This is a genomic window from bacterium (assembly GCA_026708015.1).
Classification (GTDB): domain Bacteria; phylum Actinomycetota; class Acidimicrobiia; order Acidimicrobiales; family Bin134; genus Poriferisocius.
On the sequence record JAPOVT010000041.1, the window covers coordinates 23,332 to 45,783 of the forward strand.

19 protein-coding genes and 1 pseudogene are annotated in these 22,452 nt (G+C 62.6%); 17 read left to right on the forward strand and 3 right to left on the reverse strand.

The genetic code is table 11. From position 1 onward, the window contains the following. The first annotated feature begins 10 nt into the window (after positions 1 to 10). The 3 genes from OXG30_08695 (at position 11) to OXG30_08705 (ending at position 2,394) form a co-directional block, all read left to right on the forward strand. Entirely contained in the window at positions 11 to 505 is a 495-nt protein-coding gene (locus OXG30_08695; protein ID MCY4134975.1) for a TauD/TfdA family dioxygenase, read from the forward strand. 15 nt (positions 506 to 520) lie between these two features. Continuing rightward, entirely contained in the window at positions 521 to 1,816 is a 1,296-nt protein-coding gene (locus OXG30_08700; GenBank protein ID MCY4134976.1) for a cytochrome P450, read from the forward strand. 383 nt (positions 1,817 to 2,199) lie between these two features. Then, positions 2,200 to 2,394: a cupin domain-containing protein gene (locus tag OXG30_08705; GenBank protein MCY4134977.1), complete on the forward strand. Its 195-nt coding sequence runs from the start codon at positions 2,200 to 2,202 to the stop codon at positions 2,392 to 2,394. 98 nt (positions 2,395 to 2,492) lie between these two features. Here OXG30_08705 and OXG30_08710 read toward each other — a convergent pair whose 3' ends face one another. Further along, positions 2,493 to 4,871, reverse strand: coding sequence for a glycoside hydrolase family 3 C-terminal domain-containing protein (locus OXG30_08710; GenBank protein MCY4134978.1), 2,379 nt, complete (start codon positions 4,869 to 4,871; stop codon positions 2,493 to 2,495). An 18-nt stretch (positions 4,872 to 4,889) separates the two neighbouring features. After that, entirely contained in the window at positions 4,890 to 5,309 is a 420-nt protein-coding gene (locus OXG30_08715) for a VOC family protein (GenBank protein ID MCY4134979.1), read from the reverse strand. 117 nt (positions 5,310 to 5,426) lie between these two features. Between OXG30_08715 and OXG30_08720 the strand changes: the two genes are divergently transcribed. Continuing rightward, complete coding sequence (locus tag OXG30_08720; protein MCY4134980.1) at positions 5,427 to 6,716, forward strand: amidohydrolase family protein; 1,290 nt, start codon at positions 5,427 to 5,429, stop codon at positions 6,714 to 6,716. Positions 6,717 to 6,749: 33 nt separating this feature from the next. Further along, positions 6,750 to 7,931: an MFS transporter gene (locus tag OXG30_08725; GenBank protein ID MCY4134981.1), complete on the forward strand. Its 1,182-nt coding sequence runs from the start codon at positions 6,750 to 6,752 to the stop codon at positions 7,929 to 7,931. Here OXG30_08725 and OXG30_08730 read toward each other — a convergent pair. Continuing rightward, positions 7,928 to 8,824 (reverse strand): SMP-30/gluconolactonase/LRE family protein, encoded by an 897-nt coding sequence (locus OXG30_08730; GenBank protein MCY4134982.1) that lies wholly within the window; start codon positions 8,822 to 8,824, stop codon positions 7,928 to 7,930. The two genes, OXG30_08725 and OXG30_08730, sit on opposite strands and share 4 nt — an antisense overlap. A 76-nt stretch (positions 8,825 to 8,900) precedes the next feature. Between OXG30_08730 and OXG30_08735 the strand changes: the two genes are divergently transcribed. The 12 genes and pseudogenes from OXG30_08735 (at position 8,901) to OXG30_08790 (ending at position 22,286) form a co-directional block, all read left to right on the forward strand. After that, positions 8,901 to 9,869, forward strand: coding sequence for an ester cyclase (locus OXG30_08735; GenBank protein MCY4134983.1), 969 nt, complete (start codon positions 8,901 to 8,903; stop codon positions 9,867 to 9,869). Positions 9,870 to 9,930: 61 nt separating this feature from the next. Further along, entirely contained in the window at positions 9,931 to 10,983 is a 1,053-nt protein-coding gene (locus OXG30_08740) for a LacI family DNA-binding transcriptional regulator (protein ID MCY4134984.1), read from the forward strand. Next, positions 10,976 to 12,259: a histidinol dehydrogenase gene (hisD, locus tag OXG30_08745; GenBank protein MCY4134985.1), complete on the forward strand. Its 1,284-nt coding sequence runs from the start codon at positions 10,976 to 10,978 to the stop codon at positions 12,257 to 12,259. Before OXG30_08740 ends, hisD begins: the two co-directional genes overlap by 8 nt. Continuing rightward, positions 12,256 to 13,029 (forward strand): SDR family NAD(P)-dependent oxidoreductase, encoded by a 774-nt coding sequence (locus OXG30_08750; protein MCY4134986.1) that lies wholly within the window; start codon positions 12,256 to 12,258, stop codon positions 13,027 to 13,029. Before hisD ends, OXG30_08750 begins: the two co-directional genes overlap by 4 nt. Next, positions 13,026 to 14,153, forward strand: a complete 1,128-nt coding sequence (locus OXG30_08755; protein MCY4134987.1) for a hypothetical protein — start codon at positions 13,026 to 13,028, stop codon at positions 14,151 to 14,153. The genes OXG30_08750 and OXG30_08755 overlap by 4 nt, the downstream gene beginning before the upstream one ends. A gap of 55 nt (positions 14,154 to 14,208) precedes the next feature. Then, entirely contained in the window at positions 14,209 to 15,714 is a 1,506-nt protein-coding gene (locus OXG30_08760; protein ID MCY4134988.1) for an extracellular solute-binding protein, read from the forward strand. A gap of 122 nt (positions 15,715 to 15,836) precedes the next feature. Then, positions 15,837 to 16,703 carry a sugar ABC transporter permease gene (locus tag OXG30_08765; protein MCY4134989.1) on the forward strand — a complete coding sequence of 289 codons (867 nt, stop codon included), beginning with the start codon at positions 15,837 to 15,839 and terminating at the stop codon, positions 16,701 to 16,703. Positions 16,704 to 16,709: 6 nt separating this feature from the next. Further along, positions 16,710 to 17,786: a carbohydrate ABC transporter permease gene (locus tag OXG30_08770; protein MCY4134990.1), complete on the forward strand. Its 1,077-nt coding sequence runs from the start codon at positions 16,710 to 16,712 to the stop codon at positions 17,784 to 17,786. Further along, a pseudogene (locus tag OXG30_08775) lies at positions 17,786 to 18,805 on the forward strand (nuclear transport factor 2 family protein). The gene OXG30_08770 and the pseudogene OXG30_08775 overlap by 1 nt, the downstream one beginning before the upstream one ends. Before the next feature lie 86 nt (positions 18,806 to 18,891). Then, a complete protein-coding gene (gene ugpC / locus OXG30_08780; GenBank protein MCY4134991.1) occupies positions 18,892 to 20,064 on the forward strand; it encodes a sn-glycerol-3-phosphate ABC transporter ATP-binding protein UgpC in 1,173 nt (390 codons plus the stop codon). A gap of 13 nt (positions 20,065 to 20,077) precedes the next feature. Next, positions 20,078 to 21,220 (forward strand): cobalamin-independent methionine synthase II family protein, encoded by a 1,143-nt coding sequence (locus tag OXG30_08785; protein MCY4134992.1) that lies wholly within the window; start codon positions 20,078 to 20,080, stop codon positions 21,218 to 21,220. A 28-nt stretch (positions 21,221 to 21,248) separates the two neighbouring features. Beyond that, a complete protein-coding gene (locus OXG30_08790; protein MCY4134993.1) occupies positions 21,249 to 22,286 on the forward strand; it encodes an ester cyclase in 1,038 nt (345 codons plus the stop codon). The last annotated feature ends 166 nt before the right edge of the window (positions 22,287 to 22,452 follow it).

A 22,452-nucleotide genomic window follows, 5' to 3' on the forward strand; every position in this document is an offset into this window, starting at 1 on the left:
GGCCACCGGTATGCGAATAGAACCGCTCACTGCGGCACTCGGGGCTGAGCTGTCGGATATCGACCTCGGTGGACTCGACGCCGAGATGGCAGCGGAGCTGCGGAAAGCCATCTTGGAGTACAAGGTGGTGGGCATCAGGGACCAGTTTCTTGGTGATGCTGGCCATGTTCGGCTGGCTGAGTCGCTCGGTGAGCCGTGGATTCACCCGATGGACCGCCTGGCCGGCGTCGATTCGGCCGAGCCGTCGGAGCTGCGAGTCAAGAGCGACCACCAGCTTCTGACCGACCGGTGGCACCTGGATGTGCTGTATGCCCCCAACCCGCCCGCCGTCACTGAACACGCCACCAATCCCAGCGTGACGTGCCGCTGGCGCTGGCGCAACGGGGATGTAGTGATCTGGGACGAGCGGTGTACCGCCCACTTTGCCGTGCGTGATCCGTGGGAAGGCGAACGCGTGCTGCGACGGCTGCTTGTTGAGGGTGATTGCCCTGTGACGGCCAACTAGCTGACTATGGCTTCGATGTCGGAATCTCTTGACGACCGGATTCAGCGGCTGCTGGACAGGGACGAGGTGCTCTTGGCGTCTCCCTGGCAGCTCTTTGACGAGGTGCGGTCGGCGTCGGACTCGGCGTTCTACAGCGAGGCCATGGGGGCGTGGGTCATCACCAGTTACCAACTCCTGCACGACATCCTTGTCGATCCCGCGACATGGTCAAACCGGTCCCCCACTGCCACCTATGAGTTCCGCAATCCTGTGGCCGAACACGCCGATGCCATCGAACAAGAGCCGGAGATGGTTGAGGCGGTCCGCCGCTTTCGCAACCGCTCTCGGGGCCGAGTGCTCAACACGGCCGACCCCCCCGAGCACGTGCGCCAGCGCAGGGCTCTGAACCGTGCCTTTCGGCCTGCACGCCTTCGGGCGTTGGAGCCCGAGGTCAAGTCGGTGTCAGATTCGCTGGTTGCTGCTTTCGCCCCGCGCGGTCGGGCTGACCTGGTTCAGGAATATGCCGTGTTATTGCCCATGGTGATGATCTCGCGGATGCTGGGGGTTCCCGAGGCTGAATTGGAGATGTTCAAGGGATGGTCGGACGACTTCGCCATTCCCATCGGACGAGCCCGACCCAGTCGCGACGAGGTGCGCAGCTACATCAAGTCGGAGTACGAGTTCGACGAGCACTTCTCGGACTTGGTCGAGCAGCGCCAAGCCGAGCCCCGCGATGATCTGATCTCCGATGTGGCCAACGCCGAGGTCGACGGCGAGCCGCTGACCTACGAAGAGCGGATGGGGGCGCTGCGGCAGTTCCTGCTGGCCGGCAACGAGACAACCACCACGCTGTTGGGCAACATTGGCCACCGCCTGGCCACTAACCACGGTTTGCGAGATCACTTGGACTCAAACCGAGACCTAGTGCCGGCGTTCGTCGAGGAGGCGCTTCGCCATGAGGGGCCGGTCACTGGCCTCTTCCGAGTTGCTACTCGGGACACCGAACTCGGAGGGGTGCCAGTGGCCAAGGGTGAGTTCGCGTGGTTGGCGTTCGCGGCCGCCAACCGCGACCCCGAGTTGTGTCCGATTCCCCACGAATTCAACATCGCCCGCAGTCCCAATGACCATGTGGCCTTCGGATACGGCGAGCACTACTGCATCGGCCAGGGGCTGGCTCGCCTGGAGGGCAAGGTGGGCGCCAATGCCATGTTGGATCTGTCCAATCTGGCGCTCGCCGACGACCACAGCGACACCTTCATGGACAGCTACATCCTGCGAGGCCGCACCCAACTGCTGGTTGCCTTCGACCCCCCAGAGGCGCGCAGACCATGACCAGTCAGAGCGACAACCGGGTGGCAATCGTCACCGGAGCGCGTCCCTGGGGAGTTGGCGGGGCGACGGCGCGGGCGCTTGCCCGACGGGGCTACGACATCGCGCTGGTGGACCTCCGCCAGGACTGGGGGGAGCAGAGCGCCGAGGCCATTGCCGTGGGGTCGGCTTCTGGGGGCCGAGGAGGCGGCCGACGTCATAGCCTACGCCGCCTCAGCCCCGAGCCACGCGATGTTGGGGGCAACCATTCACGCCAGCGGGGGGCGGGTGATGCCGCTCTGAGGGCGGCTAGAAGACTGTCCCGCAGCAAACGGAGAAAGGCAGATGATGGGCAACGCCGACAAGATCCGCCGGGTGGTCACCGGGCATGACGCCGACGGCCGGGGATGCACACCACCAGGACTATCGACTACATGGTGTGCCTCGACGGCGAGGTCACCCTGTTGCTGGACGAAGGGGAGGTGACCCTGCACAAGTACGACACGGTGGTCCAGCGGGGGACCGCGCACCACTGGGAGAACCGGGGCACCGAGCCGACCCGGCTGGCGTTCGTTCTCCTCAATGCCCAACCACTGCTATAGGCGGCCAATTCTCAGCGGGGGTGGTGACAGTGACCGGGCTGTAGATCTGGCTAGCTGTAGATCCGGCTAGCTGTAGATCTGGCTAGCTGAAGATCTGGCTAGCTGATGTCAACCGAGGTGGCAATGATTGACTGCCGGTCGTAGGAGGTGGTGTCCCCGGTCAGCTCCACTGGTGCTTCCCGCATGTTGAGGTCGAGGGAAGAACCGCCCACCCGGAACGTGAATGCTCCCGGCTCAGTGGCCAGAGCCATATCGAGGCCGTGGAAGGCCAGCCGGCTGGGGTGGACTGTAAACGTGACGGTGCAGGTCTCCCCGGCAGGGATGGGGACTCGGGCGAAACCGATGAGCTCGCGGATCGGCCGAGCTACAGAAGCGACTTCGTCGGTCACATAGAGCTGTACGACTTCGTCGCCGTCGTGTTGGCCGTTGTTGGCGACAGGAACCGAAATCGTGGTGGCTTCGGTTGTCGAACCGGCCACCACCGAAGGCTCGCCATATTCGAATGTCGTGTACGACAGACCGTGGCCGAACCAGTAGAGCGCGTCGGTGTCGCGGTCGACATAGCTGCCGTAGAACTCTGATCGATCGCCGCGCCGCCGCATGTCGTGGTGAAGCGGGATCTGCCCGACATGAAGGGGCAGCGTGACCGGGAGGCGGCCCGACGGGTTCACCTTGCCGGTCAGCACTTGGGCGATGGCCGAGCCGCCCTCTTCGCCGGGAAGGATCGACCAAATGAGGGCGTTGGCAGTCGCAGACTCGGCCTCGAGGGTATGTACCCGGCCGCTGATCACCACTACCACCATCGGTGTGCCGGTCGCCGCTATTCGAGCCACCAACTGCGACTGCACACCGGGGAGGCTGAGGTCGGTGGCGTCACGGGCTTCCCCGACGGTCGCGTCAGCAACCAGCCCGGAGCGGGCGCCCACGCAGACGATGGCCACGTCGGCTGACTCTGCGGCGGCGATCGCTTCGTCGATACCGGATGCGTCGTCGCCGTCATCGGCGCACCCCACAGCATGGATGACCTCGGTGTCAGGCAACGCAGCCCGCAGTCCGTCCAGCGGCGTCACATGGGGGGTGAAATGCGGTCCCGGGGAGAACGTGCCCCCGGCTTCGGGCAGTTGGTCGACCCCCTGCTCCAAGCCGAGGGCCTCCATGGCTTCGAGCATTTCTGCACTGCGATTCTGGTAGATGATCTCCAGGTGGGTCGGATAGTGGTAGTCGCCCTGGAGGAGGCGGGGATCATTGGCATGGGGGCCGATGACTGCCAACTTTGACATCGACGGGCTGAGGGGCAGCACGCCATCGTTCTTGAGCAGGATCACTCCTTCAGCCGCGGCCCGGCGGGCCAGCGCTCTCTGGTCGGGCGTGTCGAATACCGCCAACGCGGCATCAGCGTCGACGTAGGGGTTCTCGAGCAAGCCGAGCTGGATCTTCTGGGCCAGCACTCGGGCACAGGACTCATCGATGATTGACTCGTCGATTCGGCCTTCTCGAACTGCGGTGGGCAGGTGTTTGTAGCAGTCGAGTGCCGGCAGTTCGACATCGAGTCCCGCACTGAGCGCTTGGATGGCTGACTCAGAGGGATCTGCGGCGGTCATGTGGTTGAAGTGCAGCTGCATGACTGCGAAGTAATCGGCCACCACCGTGCCGGCAAAGCCCAGCTCGCCCCGCAGGAGATCAGTGAGCATCGCCCGGCTGGCCGCCACGGGCACTCCGTCGATGGACGAGTAGCTGTTCATGATCGACGCCAAGCCGGCCTCGCGGATGGCGGCTGCGAACGGCTCGGCGTAAACCTCGCGAAGCTCCCGGCCGCCGAGGTGAACCGGCGCCTGGTTGCGGCCGCCCAGGGAGTACCCGTAGCCCAAGAAGTGCTTGCCGGTACACACCACACCGTTGGCCAAATCGTCGGTCTGGAGCCCTTTCACATAGGCAACGCCCATCCGGGCGCACAGCTCGGGGGACTCTCCGTAGGTCTCCTCCACCCGGCCCCATCGGGGGTCCCGGGCGACATCCAAGACGGGGGAGAGGTTGTGGCGGGCTCCGACGGCGGTCATTTGGGTGCGGATCACCTCTGCGACCTCGGCCATCAGGTCCACATCCCAGGTGGCGGCCAAGCCCAGCCCCTGGGGAAAGGTGGTGGCCCCACGGTGAAGGAATCCGCCGACCCCCTCCTCATGGATCACCGCGGGGATTCCCAGTCGAGTGCGTTTCACCAGTACTTGCTGGATGTCGTTGCCGAGCTTGGCTGATTCGTCAGCCAGCAATCCGGTGCTCGCACCGATTCGGGTGACTTGGCCGATGCCATCGGCCAGGGCCTCGGCCGCATGGTCAGCGTCGAAGGCCTCGTCTTGCACCAGAGCAGTAAGCCAAACCGTCCCGAGCTGGGCCACCTTCTCCTCCAGAGTCATGCGCCCCAGGAGGTCGGCAACTCGGTCGTCGATGGCTGCGTTCGGATCCCGGTAGGTCTCAGTCATGGGGGCCCTTGGTGTCGCTCAGACCTTCTTGGGGTCAGGGATGCCGGGGCGGGTGCCCTCTTTGTGCTCGACGAATTCGATGAGATAGCCGTCGAAGTCCTTCACATAGGCCATGATCACCGGCCAGCGGTCGAGATGGGCGGGTTCCATTACCGACTCGCAGCCCGCGTCGATGGCTCGCTGGTAGAGCCGCTCGCAGTCACTCGTGTTGATGTAGATCTTCCACATTGCGGTGCCCATGTCGATGGGACCCTCGTTGTCGAGGTGCTGAGCCAACTGGAGTCGGGAACCGCCGTGAGGCGACTGGATGATCGCCTCGAGGGCACCGGGAATCTCCAGGCGGTGCTGGAGCTCGAGCTCGCACACGTCCACCCAGAACTCGAGAGCTCGGTCCATGTCTTCGACGTTTATGCAGTATTGGGCGAGTATTTGGGTCATAACGGCCTCCTTGATCGCAACGGTGGCGGGCTACTCGTGATTGCCGGTGTGACAGTACAGTGTGGAATGGCGCTCACGTTGGCGTAAGCAAGCCGCAATTCAAGAGGGAGGCGACCCATGCCCAGCCCCGTCGCAGGCGTAGACCAGAGCAACGCCCCTTACATCATCGTCTCATCCGACACCCATGCCGGGCTGTTCGTCGAGGATTATCGGGAATACCTCGAGTCGGCGCTCCACCCCGAGTTCGACGAGTGGCTGGTCACCCGCCACCAGCATCGGGCCATGGTCGAGGAGCTCAACGGCGAATATGTCGAGCAGTGGGAGCGCGAGAACGAGATCGGACTGAAGGGGGCCTACGACCCGGAGATCCGCGACAAAACCCTTGATGCCGACGGCGTCGCCGGGGAGATCATCTTCGCCGACGGCGACGCGGTAACCGGAATGGAGGCCCCGCCGTTCGGAGCCGGCCTGTCGGCCGGACAGATCACCGACTCGCGGCGCGCTTGGGCTGGGGCTCGGGCCCACAACCGCTGGCTTGAGGAGTTCTGCGCCACCAATCCGCCCCGCCGAGCCGGAGTCGCCCTGGTGCCGATCACCCACAGTATCGACGAAGCGGTGAAGGAGATCGAGGCGCTGGCTGGCAAGCCGGGCATCAGGGGCATCATGATCCCCACCATGTGGCACGAGCACCCGTCGTACGGCCACGAGAGCTACGACCCGGTGTGGGCCGCTTGTGCCGAAGCCGGACTGGTGGTACACACTCACTCCGGAGAAGCCGACACGCCGTCATACAACGAGAACATGGCCCAATACATGCTCGAGGTGGCGTTCTGGACCCACCGACCTCTCTGGCAGCTCCTGTTCTCCGGAACCTTCGACCGCCATCCCAACCTGCGCTACGCGCCGGTGGAGTGCGGCTCGTGGTGGCTGGGCGATCTGCTGTTCAAGGCCGATGCCATGTTCGGCGGGCGCAACTGGAAGGTGAAGAAGATGAGCTCGCGCACCAAGGGGCTCATCCAGAGGCTGCCGTCGGAGTACATCGGCAGCAACGTGTTCATCGGTGCCTCCACCATGAGCAAGGTGGAGCTGCGGCGGCGCTACATGAATGGGGTCGACGCGCTGATGTGGGGCACCGACTACCCCCACCCCGAGGGAAGTTGGCCCAACACCATTGAGCGCCTCGAAACCGATTTCCAGGAGATACCGGTCGAGGAAACCCGCTTGTTGCTCGGGCTAAACGCGGTGCGGTGTTACGACCTAGACATCGACGGGCTGTCCAATATTGCCGGCCAAATTGGCCCGACTCCCGAACAGCTCAACCAGAACCTCGATCTGCGGACCGACCCGAACGCCATACGCGAGGCCCGGTTCTGGTTCGACGACTACAACATCGAGTGGCCTGATTGATCCAGTCGAAGCAGTTGCGCTTCTCGTGTTTGAATGAGCCGCCTGGAATTCGATCGGGCTGATGGCAGAGCCCTTCGGGCAGTCGCCGTCCAGTTCTTTGCCAACGGTGCACTGTTTGCGTCGTTCGTTCCCCGGATGCCTGAAATACGAGACCGGGTGGAGATCTCGGTAGCTGGCGTGGGCGCCTTGCTGTCCATAGCCGGCGTATTCGGTTTGGCGGGAAGCGCGGTCGTCGGTCACGCAATATCGCGGTTCGGCACCCGCGGGGTGATGATTGGTGCCGGGGGTTTGCTGGCGATGTCGTTGGCGGTGGTAGGGCTGGCTACCACGCCTGCTGTGCTATTGGTGGGATTGGCGGCGATGATGGTATTCGACGTCATGGTCGACGTTGCCATGAACATGCAGGGTTCGTGGCTGAGCGCCCGACGGCACGCACCGGTGATGAACCGGCTCCACGGCCTGTGGAGCTTGGGCGCTCTCGTTGGAGGAGCAGTCTCTTCGCGAGTTGCCGCGGCTGAGGTTTCGCTCACCGCGCATTTACTGGTCGCGGCCATGGTGCTGCTGGCCCTGCTCGGGTTTGTCGGGCCGGGTCTTCTTCGAGTTGACGAAACGCCTGAGCCAACACCCGAAGAGGGCAAAAGGGCTGTCATTGCCCAGCGAAGCCTCAGGACCCTGGCCATCTTCGTGGTGGTTGGCTTCTCAGCTGCGGCGATGGAGTCGACTTCCTTTGACTGGGCCGCTTTTCGCCTCACCGACGATTTGGGCACTTCAGCGGGATTCGCGGCCCTCGGCTATGTGGCGGTGATGGGGGGCATGACCGCGGCGCGATTTGCCGGCGACTGGGCCAGCGTCCGCTTGGGCAACAGCAGGCTGGTAACGCTGTCGGCCTCCATGGCTGGCACCGGGCTGGCAGTGGCGTCGCTGGTGCCGAATCGATATGTCGTTGTGGCCGGCTATGTCGCGGCCGGGCTCGGGATTGCCGCATTGCTCCCCTCCGTGTACGACGCGGCGGCAAAACGTCCCGGTCGGCCAGGGGCAGGGCTCGGCGCGCTTACCGGTGGACTGCGCACTGCCATCCTGGTCATCCCCTTCGTCATCGGAAGTATCGCCGGTACGGGGCTAGACATCGGCGGAGCGGTGGCGATCGTGGCGCTTCCTGCCACCGTGATCTTCCTTTCGACGTCAGCGAGAGTGCGAGTGGCCGCTCACCGCTAGGGGTCAATCCAGGGGAAGATGGGTTCAGGACGGCCCTGGACACCGACGTCAAGGGCCAATAGCTCGCCGGGCTGGAATCCGTCGCGCCCCGGCTCGGAGGGCACAGTGCCGCCTGCCCCAATTGTGGTGACGAATAGGGTAGAGAGATCTGAGCCTCCGAAAGCAGGCATCGATGGCTTCTGCACTGGTAGCTCAATGCGACGGTCAACCACGCCTTCTGGGATTACGCGGATCACGGCCCAGCCATAGACCGATGCTGACCAGTAGCAGCCGTCGGCATCGACACAGGCTCCATCCGGCTTGCCAGGCAGATTCGAATAGTCGAGGAAAACCCGCTCGGTGGTTGCCTCCCCGGTGTCAGAGTCGTAGTCGAATACCAGAACACGGTCGGTGGGGGTATCGGCGAAGTACATGCGCCGGCGCTCAGGGTCGAATGCCAATCCGTTGGTGACCCCGATATCTGAACGCAGGGTTGTGGCATCACCGTTGGGATCAACGCGGTAAAGGGTTCCTGTCCACTCCCCAGCACTGGTGTCGGCGTACATCGAGCCGACTACGTACCGGCCGCCAGGGTCACAACGGCCGTCGTTGAGCCGATTGCCGGTACCTGCCTTTTCGAGCCGACGCCAACCAACGGTTTCGCCGGTTGCCCAATTGAGGACAACCAATTCGTGCTCGCTGGCCACCAGCAACCGGTTGGGATCGGTGGTGAGAACGAATGATCCAGGACGTCCGGGAAGTGCCTTCGACATGGTGGCACCAGAGGATGGGTCCAATCGATGGATGGCACGGCCATCGATGTCGGCCCAGTACAACGCCTGAACGCGTTCACTCCACACCGGGCACTCTCCTAAGGCCGCGGGAGCGTGACCGACAGCCTCAATCATGGCCATTGAGCCCTCCGACGTTGACAGCTTGACGACGTATTCATATCCTCCGATCAGTTTGACCAGCAAAGCCGGAGCAACCGTGAAGGGATTCGACCCCAAATTCAGCGATCCACCCGACTACATCCTTGGCATCACCAAGGAGATTTGGGAGGACCGCGGCGTGGACGCCCTCCATCGCTATTACGCGCCCAAGGTGATCGTCCGCTCACCGGATGGTGTGGTGGTCGGAAACGAGGAAGTCATCAGCGCCACATTGGCCACCCTTGCTGAGTTCCCCGACCGGCAGCTTCTCGGCGAGGACGTCATTTGGAGCAAGGACGAGGACGGCGGTTTCTTGTCTTCACACCGCATCTTCTCCACGGCAACCCACCTCGGCGACGGCGCCTACGGGCCGGCCAGCGGAACCCGCTTGCGGTACCGGATCATTGCCGATTGCGCCTGTCGGGAGAACCAGGTCTACGACGAGTGGCTCATCCGCGATCAAGGGGCGATCGTCCGGCAACTTGGCATTGACCCTAAGCGGTTCGCCTCCGATCAAATCGCCAATGAGGGAGGATTTGAAGGGGCAAACCCCCCCCTTGCTCCCGCTGACGACGTTGAAGCTATCTACCGGGGATCGGGGAACGACCATGAGGTTGGTGTCGTATACGCCGAAGCGCTTGAGCAGATCATGCAGGGCCGTTTAGCCGTGGTTCCCGAAGCATTTGACCGCGCGGTCCACCTTGAGCTGCCCGGTGGGGAGGTCGGTCACGGCTGGGGCGATGCCGATGCGTTTTGGCTCGGGCTCCGCAGTGCTCTCCCCGATGCCTCATTCCGCATTCACCACCAGATAGGGCGAAGTGATACCGGGATGGCCCCCCGAGCTGCGTTGCGCTGGTCGCTGGATGGGACTCATGATGGGTGGGGGGCTTTCGGAGCGCCATCCGGAGCACCGATCCATGTAATGGGGCTGAGTCACGCCGAGTTCGGGCCCTGGGGACTGCGGCGGGAGTACGTGCTTTACGACGAGACCGCCATTTGGAAGCAGATTCTCTTGCATACCGGATGAGTCGCCCCGGCAAGATCTGGCGGTTTGACATAATGACAACGTATTCATATGGTCTCGGTCCGTGGGGGCCAAGCCAGAGGGGGCATCCTCTGCTGAGGTGCGGAACCGGCAGCAGGCCAACCGACGGGTGACGTCGGTTGATGTGGCTGCGGAGAGTGGCGTGTCGCAAGCCACTGTTGCCCGTGTCTTTTCCTCGCCAGATAAGGTCTCGCCCGCGACCAGGGAGAAGGTCCGCGCCGCGGCAGAGCGGTTGGGCTACGTGCCGAACGCCATTGCTCGCAGCCTCAAGTCGCAGCGAACCAACATTGTGGGGGCGGTGGTTCCGGCTTATGGTGAATACTGGCAAAGCGTGCTGGCCGAGTTCTCCCGCCAGTTGGCTCAACGGTCGTACCAGCTCCTGCTATTCAGCTTTACGAAACCAGATGATGTCGATGGCGCCCTCTCGTCGGTAGCCCAGTACCGCCTCGACGGAGTCATCCTGGCATCGGCCACCATAGGTCAGTCCCATCTGGGCAGAATGCAGTCGTCGGCGCTACCGGCAGTGGCCTTCAACCAGCCGGCTGCTGAGGGTTTGGTTCCGTCGGTCTCGGTCGACAATGAAGTGGGCATGGCCGAGTTGGCTCGCCATTTGGTTGACACAGGAGTCGGGACCGCGACGTACATCGGTGGAGTTTCATCGGTATCGACGGACCAGATCAGGTACCGAGGGGCTGTGCAGGAGCTAGCTGAGCACGGCATCGCGTGTCCCTACATTGAGGCCGGTGCCTATACCTATGACGCCGGCTATAAGGCCGCTGGCCAACTGGCCCAACGAGACAATTTGCCCGAAGCGGTGATGGTCGGCAGCGACGAGGTTGCGTTCGGGGTGCTCGACGGCCTGGAGAATGCGGGAGTATTCGCTCCTCGTGACCTGCTTCTCACCGGATTTGACGGCCTCCCGCAAGCAAGTTGGGCCGGCTACGACCTCACCACCCTGGTCCAGGCCACAGATGTGCTCGTAGCCCAGGCAATCGATGTGCTGCTCGGTTCTAGCACTGCCGCCGATCGGCCGGCTTCAGTAATGGTGCCGGGGACCATTCGCTACGGAGAGACTACGAGGAAGACAGATGCCTGAGGCTCTCAAGGACGCGACGGCAAAGACCGCACACGGCACCGATCCAGAACTGGCTGAGCGAGTCCGCCTTCTGATCGCTGACATTGAAGTCCGCGGCGAAGCCGCGGTGAGGGAGATGTCCCGTGAGTTCGACAACTGGGATCCAGAGCAATTCCAATTGACCTCCGAGCGGATTGAGGAGGTCGTTGCCGGCGTCGACCCGGGCACCCTCGACGACATCCGCTTTGCCCAGACCCAGATCCGGAACTTTGCCCAGGCCCAGCTCGACTCAATCGGCGACACCGAAGTCGAGACCATGCCTGGCGTGGTTTTGGGCCACAAGAGCATCCCGGTGGGCTCTGTCGGCGCCTACGTGCCGGGCGGACGCTATCCGATGGTGGCATCTGCTCACATGAGTATCCTGACGGCCAAAGTTGCCGGAGTGCCGAGGGTTGCAGCCTGCACACCGCCAATCAACGGGGGAGTGCCCGCGGAGACGGTAGCGGCGATGCACTTGGCCGGTGCTGATGAGATCTACCTTCTGGGGGGAATCCAGGCAGTAGCGTCTTTAGCGTTGGGCACGGAGTTCGTGGATTCCGTTGACGTTCTGGTCGGTCCCGGAAACGCCTTCGTAGCCGAAGCCAAGCGACAACTCTACGGCAGAGTCGGGATCGATCTTCCGGCTGGTCCTACCGAAACGCTGCTGTTGGCCGATGACACCGTGGACGGCGAGATCTGCGCCATCGATCTTCTGGGTCAGGCTGAGCACGGCCCAACCTCACCCGCCGTGTTGCTCACCACATCTCGCGAACTAGGGCTTGAGACCCTTGCTGAAGTTGATCGCCAGCTCGAAACCCTGCCAACGGCTGACATCGCCTCACGGGCGTGGGCCGACTACGGGCGGGTCATCGTCTGCGAGGACAAGGCCGAGATGCTGGCCATGGCGAATGATCTGGCGTTCGAGCACGTTCAGGTCATGACCTCCGACGACGACTTCTTCTTAGAGAACATGACGAACTATGGCGCCCTGTTTCTGGGCCCGATGACCAATGTGTCCTATGGCGACAAGGTGATCGGCACCAACCACACGCTGCCCACCCAGGGCGCGGCTCGCTACACCGGTGGGCTGTGGGTCGGAAAATTCATAAAGACCGTCACCTACCAGCGAGTCACGAACCCGGAATCGAGCGTCCTCATCGGGGAATACTGCAGCCGGCTGTGCGCGATTGAAAACTTCGCCGGGCACCAGGCTCAGGCTGATATCAGGGTCAGACGGTACGGCAGGGCCGAATCATGAGCGAAGCCATGAACCAGGCCGCGGACCGCGTCATGCGAACGGCGGTGGTTACTGGAGCCAGCGGGGGGATCGGCTCCGCGATCACGCGGCGGCTCGCAGCCGATGGGTTTGCCGTGATCGCTGGCTACCATCGTGCCGCCGAAAAAGCCGATTCGCTGGTGGCTGGTCTTCCCGGCCAAAGCCACCGAGCTGTGCGGATCGCAGTAGACGAGCCGCAATCCCTTGCCGAATTGTCCCAATTGCTGGAGAAGTCGCCGGGATCGCTGGACGTTCTGGTCAACTGCGCCGGGGTGACCAGGTCTGTTCCCCATGACGATCTCGACTCCCTTGACGACGCCACTATCGACGAGATCTTCACCACCAACTGGCGGGGTCCGTTCGCCGCCATCCGCGCCCTGAGGATGCTCTTGGACAAGGCCGACAGTGCCGTCGTCGTCAACATCTCCTCAGTGTCTGGCATCACTGGCCAGGGATCCAACGTTGCCTACTGCGCATCGAAAGCCGCCCTCGACAGCATGACCAGGTCGTTGGCCCGGGCGCTAGCCCCTTCGGTTCGAGTGGTGTCGGTGTCGCCAGGGTGGGTTCTTGGCGAATATGCCGATCAAGTGCCTTCTGAGTACCTCGATGCCCAGTGCAGTGGCACACCGCTGGGCCGCCTGGCCACCGCCGATGATGTGGCTTCAGCAGTTAGTGCTGTTGTACGCGATCTGCCCTTTACCACCGGTGCAATCATCAGCGTTGACGGGGGCCGACCCCTGGGGGTCACATGAGTGCTCCCATTGTCATCCGAGCCGAAGACTTCGCCCGTCGGGTGATTCAGCCATCTGACTTCGTGGCCGACACAGAGGCCTTTGTCGACGTGCGACTGCCCCAATCAGCGGGCAAGGCCAGCTACTCGTTTATCGGGCCGGGCGTTTCCCAGAACGATGCCCAAACGGTCAATCTCACCGAACTCCATGGATACCAAATAGGCGCGGCGAGCATGGGCCACGGAGTGGTCAATAACCAGCATCTCCATTTCACCGCCGAGGTGCTCATCTGTACCCGGGGCCATTGGAAGGTGAACATCGGCGAACACGCCGAGCAGCACTTGGAGATCGGACCCAACACAATTTTCTCCGCCCCCAATTGGGTGTTCCGGGGCTTTGAGAACATCGGGAGCGACGACGGCTGGCTATTCACGGTGTTAGGCGGCGACGACACCGGAGGCATCATCTGGGCCCCCGACGTTCTTCGCGATGCGGCCCAAACCGGCCTATACCTGCGCCCTGACTATTCGTTGCTGGATGCTGCCAATGGAAAGCCCGCTGAAGACGTGGTGCTTCCGTTGAATGCTGAGTTGCTTGCCGGGGTGGACACCTACAGCGATGCGGAGCTCGCCGCCCGAACGGTGAGGATGGAGGACCTCCAGTGGTCAGACAAGGCATTGCTGTCTAGCGTGCTGGGCGACCACACCACCGCTTTGGCACCGGTTATCGGCTACGGCCTGACTGAGGATCGCCGCCATCGAACGCCGATCAGCACACCTCACGGCTTCTCGGTGGAATGGCTTCGGGTGGCGCCTGGGTCCAGTACCGGTGTCCACAGCCTCGATCACAGTCAGGTGGTGCTGGTTGGCGAAGGCCAATGGGAGATTTCCGTCAACCGAGGCAATGACGCAATCAGCGCCAACCCGACCGAAGGCTCGGTGGTGTCGATTCCGGCTTCTGCCTGGAGGAACCTCAAGAACATCGGCACGGCTGATGCATTCGCGCTGTTGGTCTGCGGCAGCGACCAGCGAGCTGACATCCAATGGGATCCAGAGGTCGTGGCCGCTGCCGAGGCGCTCGGCTGGGGTCACGACGCCGCTGGCTACTTGGCTCCGCTGGCGCTTCTCGGAAGGCCGCCGCAATGAGCCGACTCACGATCTACCTACGTAGAAAACCAACAACCAAGGAGGGGTAATCCCCATGAGCACACAACAACACAGGTGGTGGCGAGCCTTCGCCGTCTTCCTTGCCTTCGCCTTGATTGTCGCGGCCTGTGGCAACGACGATGACGACGCGGACGAGCCAGCGACTCCGGCTGCAACTGAGGCCCCATCTGAGGAGCCTATGGACGACGGACCCATGGACGACGCTGAGGAGCCTATGGACGACGGGCCCATGGACGACGCTGAGGAGCCTATGGACGACGGGCCCATGGACGACGGGCCCATGGACGACGCTGAGGAGCCTATGGACGACGCGCCGGAAGTCATGCTGATCTCCGACGAATGCGCCATCCCGAATCCCGAGAGCAATTTCGAGATCGACATCATGGGCTGGGAGTTCCCGATCACTACTCAGTACGCCGAAGAGCTGGACGACTGCGAGGAGGGCAACTACTCGTTCAACTATCAGTTCCTCGATTCGCAAGAAGCCCGCAGTGCTATGACGCAGGACGCGGCCTCCGGTTCGCCCAGTTTCGAGCTATACCAGGGGTCGAACGCCTTCATTAGCGAACTGGCCAACCAAGGCTTTGTGATGCCTTTGAACGACTTGATCGACAAGTACCGCGACGAGTTCAACCTCGATCAGATCGACAGCGCCTTCTGGGAGATGGCCACGCTGGATGGCAACATCTACTCGGTGCCCATGGTGTCCAACACCATGCACGTCTTTTATAACGAACCGGCCCTTGCTGAACTCGGCATCGACGTTCCGACCACGTTCGACGAGGCATTCCAGGCTTGTGCCGACATCCAAGACGCCGGCTATGACATCGGCTTCTTGTACATGCTGTCGGCTGGCTGGGCCTGGCAGATTGAGTTCGACAGCGTTCTTGGATCGCTCGGTCAGCAGCCGATCGACCCAGTTACCGGTGCGCCCAACTTCAACACCCCCGAGGGTGTGGAGGCCGCTTCGATCTTGAAGAGGATGTGGGAAGACTGCGCCCCCAACGCTTCCAACTCCTACAGCACCGATGACGTGCAGGCTGCCTTCCAGACCGGCGAAGCCATTCTTGGGCACACTTGGGCTTCTCGGGCCGGAGCCATGGACGATCCCGAGGCTTCGACAGTGGTGGGCGAAATCCAATTCGCGGCAGCGCTCACACCTGGTACCGGGACAGTGGCCGCACCTGCTTACATCGACGGATGGATGATCCCAGCCGGCACACCCGAGGAGAACGTCGAGAAGATCTTCTTGGCCATCCTTGCTGCCACCGACCAGGAGAGCCAGGAGGCTGCTGCTGAATTCGGGCTTGTGACCCGGACCGGCGTAAGCAATCCAAACGGACCCCGCAACGCGGCGGCTGCTGAAGCCAGCCTGGTGAATGGTCGAGGCGTCGACCTCACCCACCCCGCGGCCGGCATCGCCCGGGCCAAGCTGGGCGAAGCGCTGGTCAGCATTCTCGACGGCACCCCGGTTGAAGAGGCACTGGCCGCCGCTGAAGAGGCGTATCTGGCCGAAGCCGAAGAACAGGGCGTGCTCTGATCCAAGCGAGGCTGTCGGAACCGACAGCGTAGAATCCCCCTCCGGCGGGGCGGTGGCCTTAGGGCCCCGCCCCGCCTGGGGATTGGGGATTTGCCGCCAAGCCGGCCAAGAGCAGGGGGAAGATGAACAGACGCACCTTCTGGGGATTCACGATACCCAGCGTGGTCGTGATGCTGGCCTTGATGGTTTTTCCACTGGTCACCACGGTGTGGTTGGGCTTCCAGAAGCTGCTGCTGCGCGACCTGAACAACCCTGAGTGGGTCGGATTCGACAACTATTCCGATGTCCTGACCGATCCCGAGTTCTGGGCCGCGTTCCGGTTCACGATGGTGTTCGTAGCCATCGTTGTGCCGGTCACGATGGTGATGGGTTTGGGCGTCGCCCTGCTGCTCGACCGAGTTGGGCGGGGGCGCAGCCTGTACATGGCGGCTCTGCTCCTCCCGTTCATCGTGACCCCGGTGGTGGGCTCTCTGGTCTACAAGGACCTGTTCGAGCGGGGCGGGCTGCTTTCGTGGCTCTGGGAGGTGATCACCGACGATCCCTTTGCGGTCAACGCCGGGAACGTGAAGTGGCTCATCATCATCCAATCGATCTGGTACATCATGCCGTTCGCCATGATCACGTTCTTTGCCGGTCTCCAAACACTTCCCCAGGAGCGGGTGGAGGCAGCGGCCATCGACGGGGCCAATTTCCTGCGGAACTTGTGGCATGTGATCTTGCCCCACCTCAAGGTGCTCATCTTGTTCGTGGGATTGATCTCGATCATGGACGCCTACCGGGTGTACGACCAGGTGTTCGTGTGGACCGGGACCAGGTTCACCGACGCCCACACCTTGTCGGTCTACAACGTGCGGGTGGCCACCGCCTTCGATATCGGGAGGCTGGGCAAGGGCAACGCCATCGCGGTTCTCAACGTGATCGGCATCTTTGTGGTACTCATCCCGTTCTTGTGGCGCAGCTACAAGGACCAGATAGCGGAGAGGACCTGATCGCCCGTGCGCCGTTCCAGCACCCTCTCCCGTATCGGGCTCCACGCCACCATGCTGGTGCTGGTGGTCTGGAGCATCCTGCCGTTCATTTGGACGTTCCAGACCTCCATAAAGTTCACCCGCGATGTGGCCGCCAAAGAGCCCGTGCTGTGGGGCTATGAGACCACTGCCAACGCCTATAGGGCCTTTTGGCTGGACGAAGACGACATCAACATGTGGAGCGTTTTGGTCTACATCCTGGTGGTGGCAGTGATTTGCCTCATCTTGGGTCAGATCGGCCGCCGGGTTCGACACAGTTGGCCGTGGTTCACCGCAGCGGTTGGAGTGATATTCGTTGCCTTGTGGCGGTTCCCGAAGGTCTGGGAGGTCAACGACGAGTACGACTTCTTGATCAACAGCATCGTGGTCACCGTTCTCACCATGCTGATCTCGTTGTCCATTGGGTTGTTGGCCGGCTACGGGCTTGCTCGGTACACCGGCATTTCTGGAGCGGTCATCCTGATCGTGGCCCTGGGCTTCCGGGCGTTGCCCCGTACCGCGTTCGTCCTTCCGTATTTCTTCGGGGCCAAGGAAATCGACGACTGGCTGAACAGCAGCGGCGTGGGTTCATGGGATTTCCCCCTCATTGACTTTCCCGGTATCGACACCCTCCAAATCCTCGATACCCGCCTTGCCATCGTCTTGGCGTTGGTGGCGGTCAACCAGCCCTTCACCATCTGGATGTTCCGCAGCTTCTTCATGGAGGTGCCGAAGGAGATCGAGGAGGCGGCCATGATGGACGGGGCCACCCGGCTCCAGGCGTTCCGAAGAGTGATCATCCCCATGATGTGGCCCGCCATCATCGCCACCGGCCTGTTCACCATGCTTTTGGCCTACAACGAATACCTGTTTGTGCGGGTGCTGGCCCCGACGGAGTGGACCTTGCCAGTGGCAATCGTGTCGCTCACCGGGGGAGAGAGTTCCAGAACGATCACCGAGGCGGCCGCGGCGTCGGTGTCGATCACACTGCCCATTGTGGTGGTCATCATCTTGTTCCAGAAGCATCTCGTGAAAGGACTCGGCGCAGGCGCCGTGAAGGGTTGATGCCAGAGGTCTTCCAGCAAGCCAAGCGGGTGGTGCTCGACTACTACGACGCGCTCGACTCGGCCCGCGAGGGCGAGATTGCCGAGGTGCTCAGCAAACACACCGCAGAGGGCTATAGCTGGCGGGGGATGCATCCGTTTCACGAGATGGCCGGTGCCGACGAAGTTGCCGAGCAGTTCCATGTGCCATTGCGCCGGTCGTTGGCCCCCATACAGCGCCGCCCCGATGTGTTTCTTGCCGGGGCCAACACCCGAGATCAGCTGGGGGATATCTGGGTGTGCCAGATGGGGCACCTTTTGGGGCTGTTCGACCAGCCGTGGCTGGATATTCCGCCCACTCGAAAGATGTGCTTCATCCGCTATGCCGAGTTCCACCGGATTGAAGACGGTCTGATCCAAGAGACAGCGTTCTTCACCGACGTCATCAGCGTGATGCGACAGGCAGGCCACTATCCGCTTCCGCCCCAGACCGGCTCATCGCACATCTATCCCGGCCCTCGCACTCATGACGGGTTGCTTTATGACGCCCAGGACTCCGCCGAGGGCGTGACCACCATGGCGCTGGTTGACAGGATGATCGACGACCTCATATGGGCCAATGACGTGGGGAATACCCAGGGAGAGAACATCATGCCCCGGTCGGTGTTGGCCGAATCCTGGCACGAGGACATGATCTGGTCGGGTTCGGAGGGTATCGGCGCGGCCTACACCATCGACCGCTATCAGCAGCAGCATCAGCACCCGTTCCGAGTCAACCTCTCGGCCAAGATCTTCAATGGGCATGTGGCCCGGTTCGCCGAGGGCAATTACGCGTGCTTCTTCGGCTGGCCCAACCTCACCGTCACCGCTGATGGCGGATTCATGGGCTTGCCGGGCTCGGGTGTTCCAGCTGACATGCGGGTGGTAGACGTTTACCGCCGCGACGGCGACAAGCTGGCCGAGAACTGGGTGTTCATCGACTTGGCCAACTGGCTCAATATGCAGGGGCTTGATGTCCTCGCTCGCATGCGCCAGCTCCTGGGCATCGAGGAAATTCACAACGAAGACGCAGAAGCACTCGCGTGGGTCCGGCCAGAAACGCCGGACCAGAGTGGAGGGGAGTGAAGATGTCAACGGTTACATTGGACAAGCTCACCAAGGTCTACCCCAATGGGTTTCAGGCCATAACCGAGCTGAGCTTGACCCTGGAAGACGGCGAGTTCCTCGTTCTGGTGGGTCCGTCGGGATGTGGCAAGTCGACGGCACTGCGGATGATAGCGGGCTTGGAAGACATCAGTTCGGGCGACTTATACGTAGGAGAGCGCCGGCTCAATGACGTGCAGCCCAAAGACCGGGATATCGCCATGGTGTTCCAGAGCTATGCCCTCTATCCGCAGATGACGGTGGCGGAGAACATCGGCTTTCCCCTCAAGCTCCGCAAGATCGGCAAGAGGGATCGCCACGAGCAGGTCTACCAGGCTGCTGAAATCCTCGAGCTCACCGAGCAGCTCGAAAAGAAGCCGGCACAGTTGTCGGGCGGGCAGCGCCAGCGGGTGGCCATGGGTCGAGCCATTGTGCGGCGTCCCGCGCTGTTCCTCATGGACGAGCCGCTGTCGAACCTCGACGCCAAGCTGCGGGTCCAGATGCGGGCCGACATCGCCGGCATACAGCGAGAGCTGGGGGTCACTACTTTCTACGTCACCCACGACCAAGTCGAAGCCATGACCATGGGTGACCGGGTGGCGGTCATAAAGGACGGAATCCTTCAGCAGGCCGCTGCTCCCGAGGCGCTCTACGAGAACCCCGACAACGTGTTCGTGGCCGCCTTCATCGGCTCTCCCTCGATGAACCTCTACGAAACGACGCTGAACGAAGCCGACGGCGGCTACCTCCTGCGTCTCGGTGACCAGGCCCTCGCAGTGCCCGACCGCGTTGTAACGGCGCGGCCTGCTCTACGGGACTACTTGGATCAGCCCCTAGTTGTTGGCTTCCGCCCCGAAGACCTTGAGGACGCCGCGGTCGTCCCCGACCATCCCGACGACCAAAGACTTGATACGGAGATCGCGGTTCGGGAAGCCCTGGGCGCTGAGACCCTGGTTCACTTTGCCATCGCCGCGCCGAGCGTGGACAGCGGAGACCCCGATGCCCTCGATGAGCTCGGCGATGAGGAATCCAGCCGGTGTACGGCCCGGTTCAGCGCGGCTACCCGGGCTCGGGTGGGCGACCGCGTGCGGGTGAACGTATCCACCGAGCGTCTCCACTTCTTCGACCGCAAGACGCATCTGGCCATTCGATCCTGAAGGCAAACAAGCCATGAGCGCCAGCGCCGATCGCATTCTCACCACCCATGTGGGCAGCCTGCCCCGATCGCAGGCAGTCACCTCGGGCGTGTTTGCGATTGAGAGGGAGGAGTCCATCGATCGTGTGGAACACGACCGGGTGGTGGCCGAGGCGGTAAAGGTGGTCGTTGCCCGGCAGGTTGCTGCCGGGGTGGATGTTGTGAGCGACGGCGAAATGAGCAAGCTCAGCTACGCCACGTACATCAAGTACCGCGTCTCCGGCTTTGAGGGGGACAGCCCCCGACGGGCACCCGCCGACCTTGAGGAATTCCCGACCTTCCTAGAGCGCCAGGCCGCTACCGGGGGTACGCCGACTTACCTGCGTCCTCAGTGCGTCGGCCCCGTTGAGGTCATGGACATGGAACCGTGCAAAACGGACATTGCCAACTTCAGAGCCGCCTTGGACCAGCATGATGCGGTAGGTGCTTTCATCAACGCGGCATCTCCGGGCGTTATTGCCCTCTTTCAGCCCGATGCGTACTACGGCGACCACGAGGCTTACCTCTATGCACTGGCGGAGGCGATGAGGCCCGAATACGAGGCCATTGTCGACGCCGGCTTCCTGCTGCAACTGGATTCCCCCGATCTCGGTCTAGGCCGGCACATGATGTTCAAGGGCCGACCCGACGAGGAGTACGAGCGGCTGGCCAGCATCCACGTCGAGGCCTTGAACCATGCGGTGCGAAACATCGACGCCAGCCAGCTGCGGCTCCATGTCTGCTGGGGCAACTATGAGGGGCCCCACACTCACGATGCCCCCATGTCCCAAGTGTTGCCGATAGCGCTCAAGGCCAAACCCCAGGCGCTGCTATTCGAGTCGGCCAATCCGCGACATGGCCATGAGTGGACTACCTTCGCCGAGGCCGACATCCCCGACGACAAGGTGCTGGTGCCCGGTGTCATCGACACCACGACCCACTTTGTCGAGCACCCTGAGCTCATTGCCCAGCGCATTGAGCGGTTTGCGGGAATTGTGGGCCGCGATCGAGTGATGGCCAGCACAGACTGTGGGTTCTCCTCGTTCGCCGGTTATGAGGGAATCGATCCTGAAATCGCCTACGCCAAGCTCGAATCGCTGGCCCAGGGAGCGGCCTTGGCGTCTGAGCGTCTCTGGTGAGCTGATGTCTGGAGACAAGGAGCACCGGATGAGTATTCATGACGAGAACAGAGCAGCCCTCGCCCCGCTTAGAGAGGCCATGTACCACTGGGTCGACGGGGGAGTACAGCCCGCTTTGTCAAAGACCTTCGTGGCCGACGCTCGAGTCCATTTGGCGTTTCCGTTTGAAGACCTCGACGGCCCCGAAGGATTGTGGGATCAGGCGCTCAACGCATTGGCATCGGCCATGCCCGATATAGAGCGCCGTGACTACATCGTGATGGCTGGCGACGACGACCAAAGCGACAACTGGGTTGGCTGTTGCGGCCACTACACCGGCACATGGTTGAGGCCGTTCCTGGACATTCCTGCTAGCGGACATCAAGCGGCAATGCGGTACCACGAGTTCTTCCATCTGGTTGATGGGCGCGTGGTGGAGATGCAAGCACTGTGGGACATACCCGAGCTGATGATGCAGGCTGGCGTGTGGCCGATGGGACCCAGCCTCGGGCGGGTGTGGCAGGCGCCCGGCCCGGCGACCCAAGACGGCGTTCACCGCGGTCCGAGGGATGCGGCAGACTCGCAGGCGAGCGTCGACTGGGTGACGGGCATGCTGACCGACATGGGCCGCCACCCCACAGAACCCGACCAGGTGATGCGCCTTGACCACTGGTGGCACCCGAAATTCAGCTGGTACGGCCCCGCCGGTATCGGGACAGGACGAGGAGTGGACGGTTTCCGCAACTGGCACCAGATTCCCTTCCTTGCCGCGATGCCCGATCGCCGCGTCGATTTCAGCAGTGTGAGCCACTTTCTTGGCGACAACGACTATGTCGGGGTCACTGCGTGGCCGGGCATGGCGATGACCGTTACCGGTGACGGTTGGCTGGGCATTGCTCCCTCAGGTCGGGAGATCACCATGCGCAGCCTCGACTTTTGGCGGCTGGAGACCGATCCGGCCACCGGCCAGCGATCGATTCGGGAGAACTGGGTGCTAGTCGATCTGCTTCATATGTGGGACCAACTGGGGGTGGACGTCCTTCGGCGAATGAGAGAATTGGCGCGGCCGAGTCGTCTGGCTGAATAGCGCCAAGGCAGTGATTGGCTCACGTGGGGGTGCTATCCCATGGTGCCGTGGGCGGGGCGTGTCCGCGACGGCCAGTTTCACCGGGTCCGTGGGACGACTGCTTCGGCGACGTTGCCGACCCTCCTATGGTGCGCTGGCCGGGCTTTGGGTCAATCTGGCTGGAATC

Coding starts and splice junctions, on each gene's coding strand:
- OXG30_08695 (MCY4134975.1), top strand. CDS start 11: ATGCGAATAGAACCGCTCACTGCGGCACTCGGGGCTGAGCTGTCGGAT.
- OXG30_08700 (MCY4134976.1), top strand. CDS start 521: ATGTCGGAATCTCTTGACGACCGGATTCAGCGGCTGCTGGACAGGGAC.
- OXG30_08705 (MCY4134977.1), top strand. CDS start 2,200: ATGCACACCACCAGGACTATCGACTACATGGTGTGCCTCGACGGCGAG.
- OXG30_08710 (MCY4134978.1), bottom strand. CDS start 4,871: ATGACTGAGACCTACCGGGATCCGAACGCAGCCATCGACGACCGAGTT.
- OXG30_08715 (MCY4134979.1), bottom strand. CDS start 5,309: ATGACCCAAATACTCGCCCAATACTGCATAAACGTCGAAGACATGGAC.
- OXG30_08720 (MCY4134980.1), top strand. CDS start 5,427: ATGCCCAGCCCCGTCGCAGGCGTAGACCAGAGCAACGCCCCTTACATC.
- OXG30_08725 (MCY4134981.1), top strand. CDS start 6,750: ATGAGCCGCCTGGAATTCGATCGGGCTGATGGCAGAGCCCTTCGGGCA.
- OXG30_08730 (MCY4134982.1), bottom strand. CDS start 8,824: ATGGCCATGATTGAGGCTGTCGGTCACGCTCCCGCGGCCTTAGGAGAG.
- hisD (MCY4134985.1), top strand. CDS start 10,976: ATGCCTGAGGCTCTCAAGGACGCGACGGCAAAGACCGCACACGGCACC.
- OXG30_08750 (MCY4134986.1), top strand. CDS start 12,256: ATGAGCGAAGCCATGAACCAGGCCGCGGACCGCGTCATGCGAACGGCG.
- OXG30_08755 (MCY4134987.1), top strand. CDS start 13,026: ATGAGTGCTCCCATTGTCATCCGAGCCGAAGACTTCGCCCGTCGGGTG.
- OXG30_08760 (MCY4134988.1), top strand. CDS start 14,209: ATGAGCACACAACAACACAGGTGGTGGCGAGCCTTCGCCGTCTTCCTT.
- OXG30_08765 (MCY4134989.1), top strand. CDS start 15,837: ATGAACAGACGCACCTTCTGGGGATTCACGATACCCAGCGTGGTCGTG.
- ugpC (MCY4134991.1), top strand. CDS start 18,892: ATGTCAACGGTTACATTGGACAAGCTCACCAAGGTCTACCCCAATGGG.
- OXG30_08785 (MCY4134992.1), top strand. CDS start 20,078: ATGAGCGCCAGCGCCGATCGCATTCTCACCACCCATGTGGGCAGCCTG.
- OXG30_08790 (MCY4134993.1), top strand. CDS start 21,249: ATGAGTATTCATGACGAGAACAGAGCAGCCCTCGCCCCGCTTAGAGAG.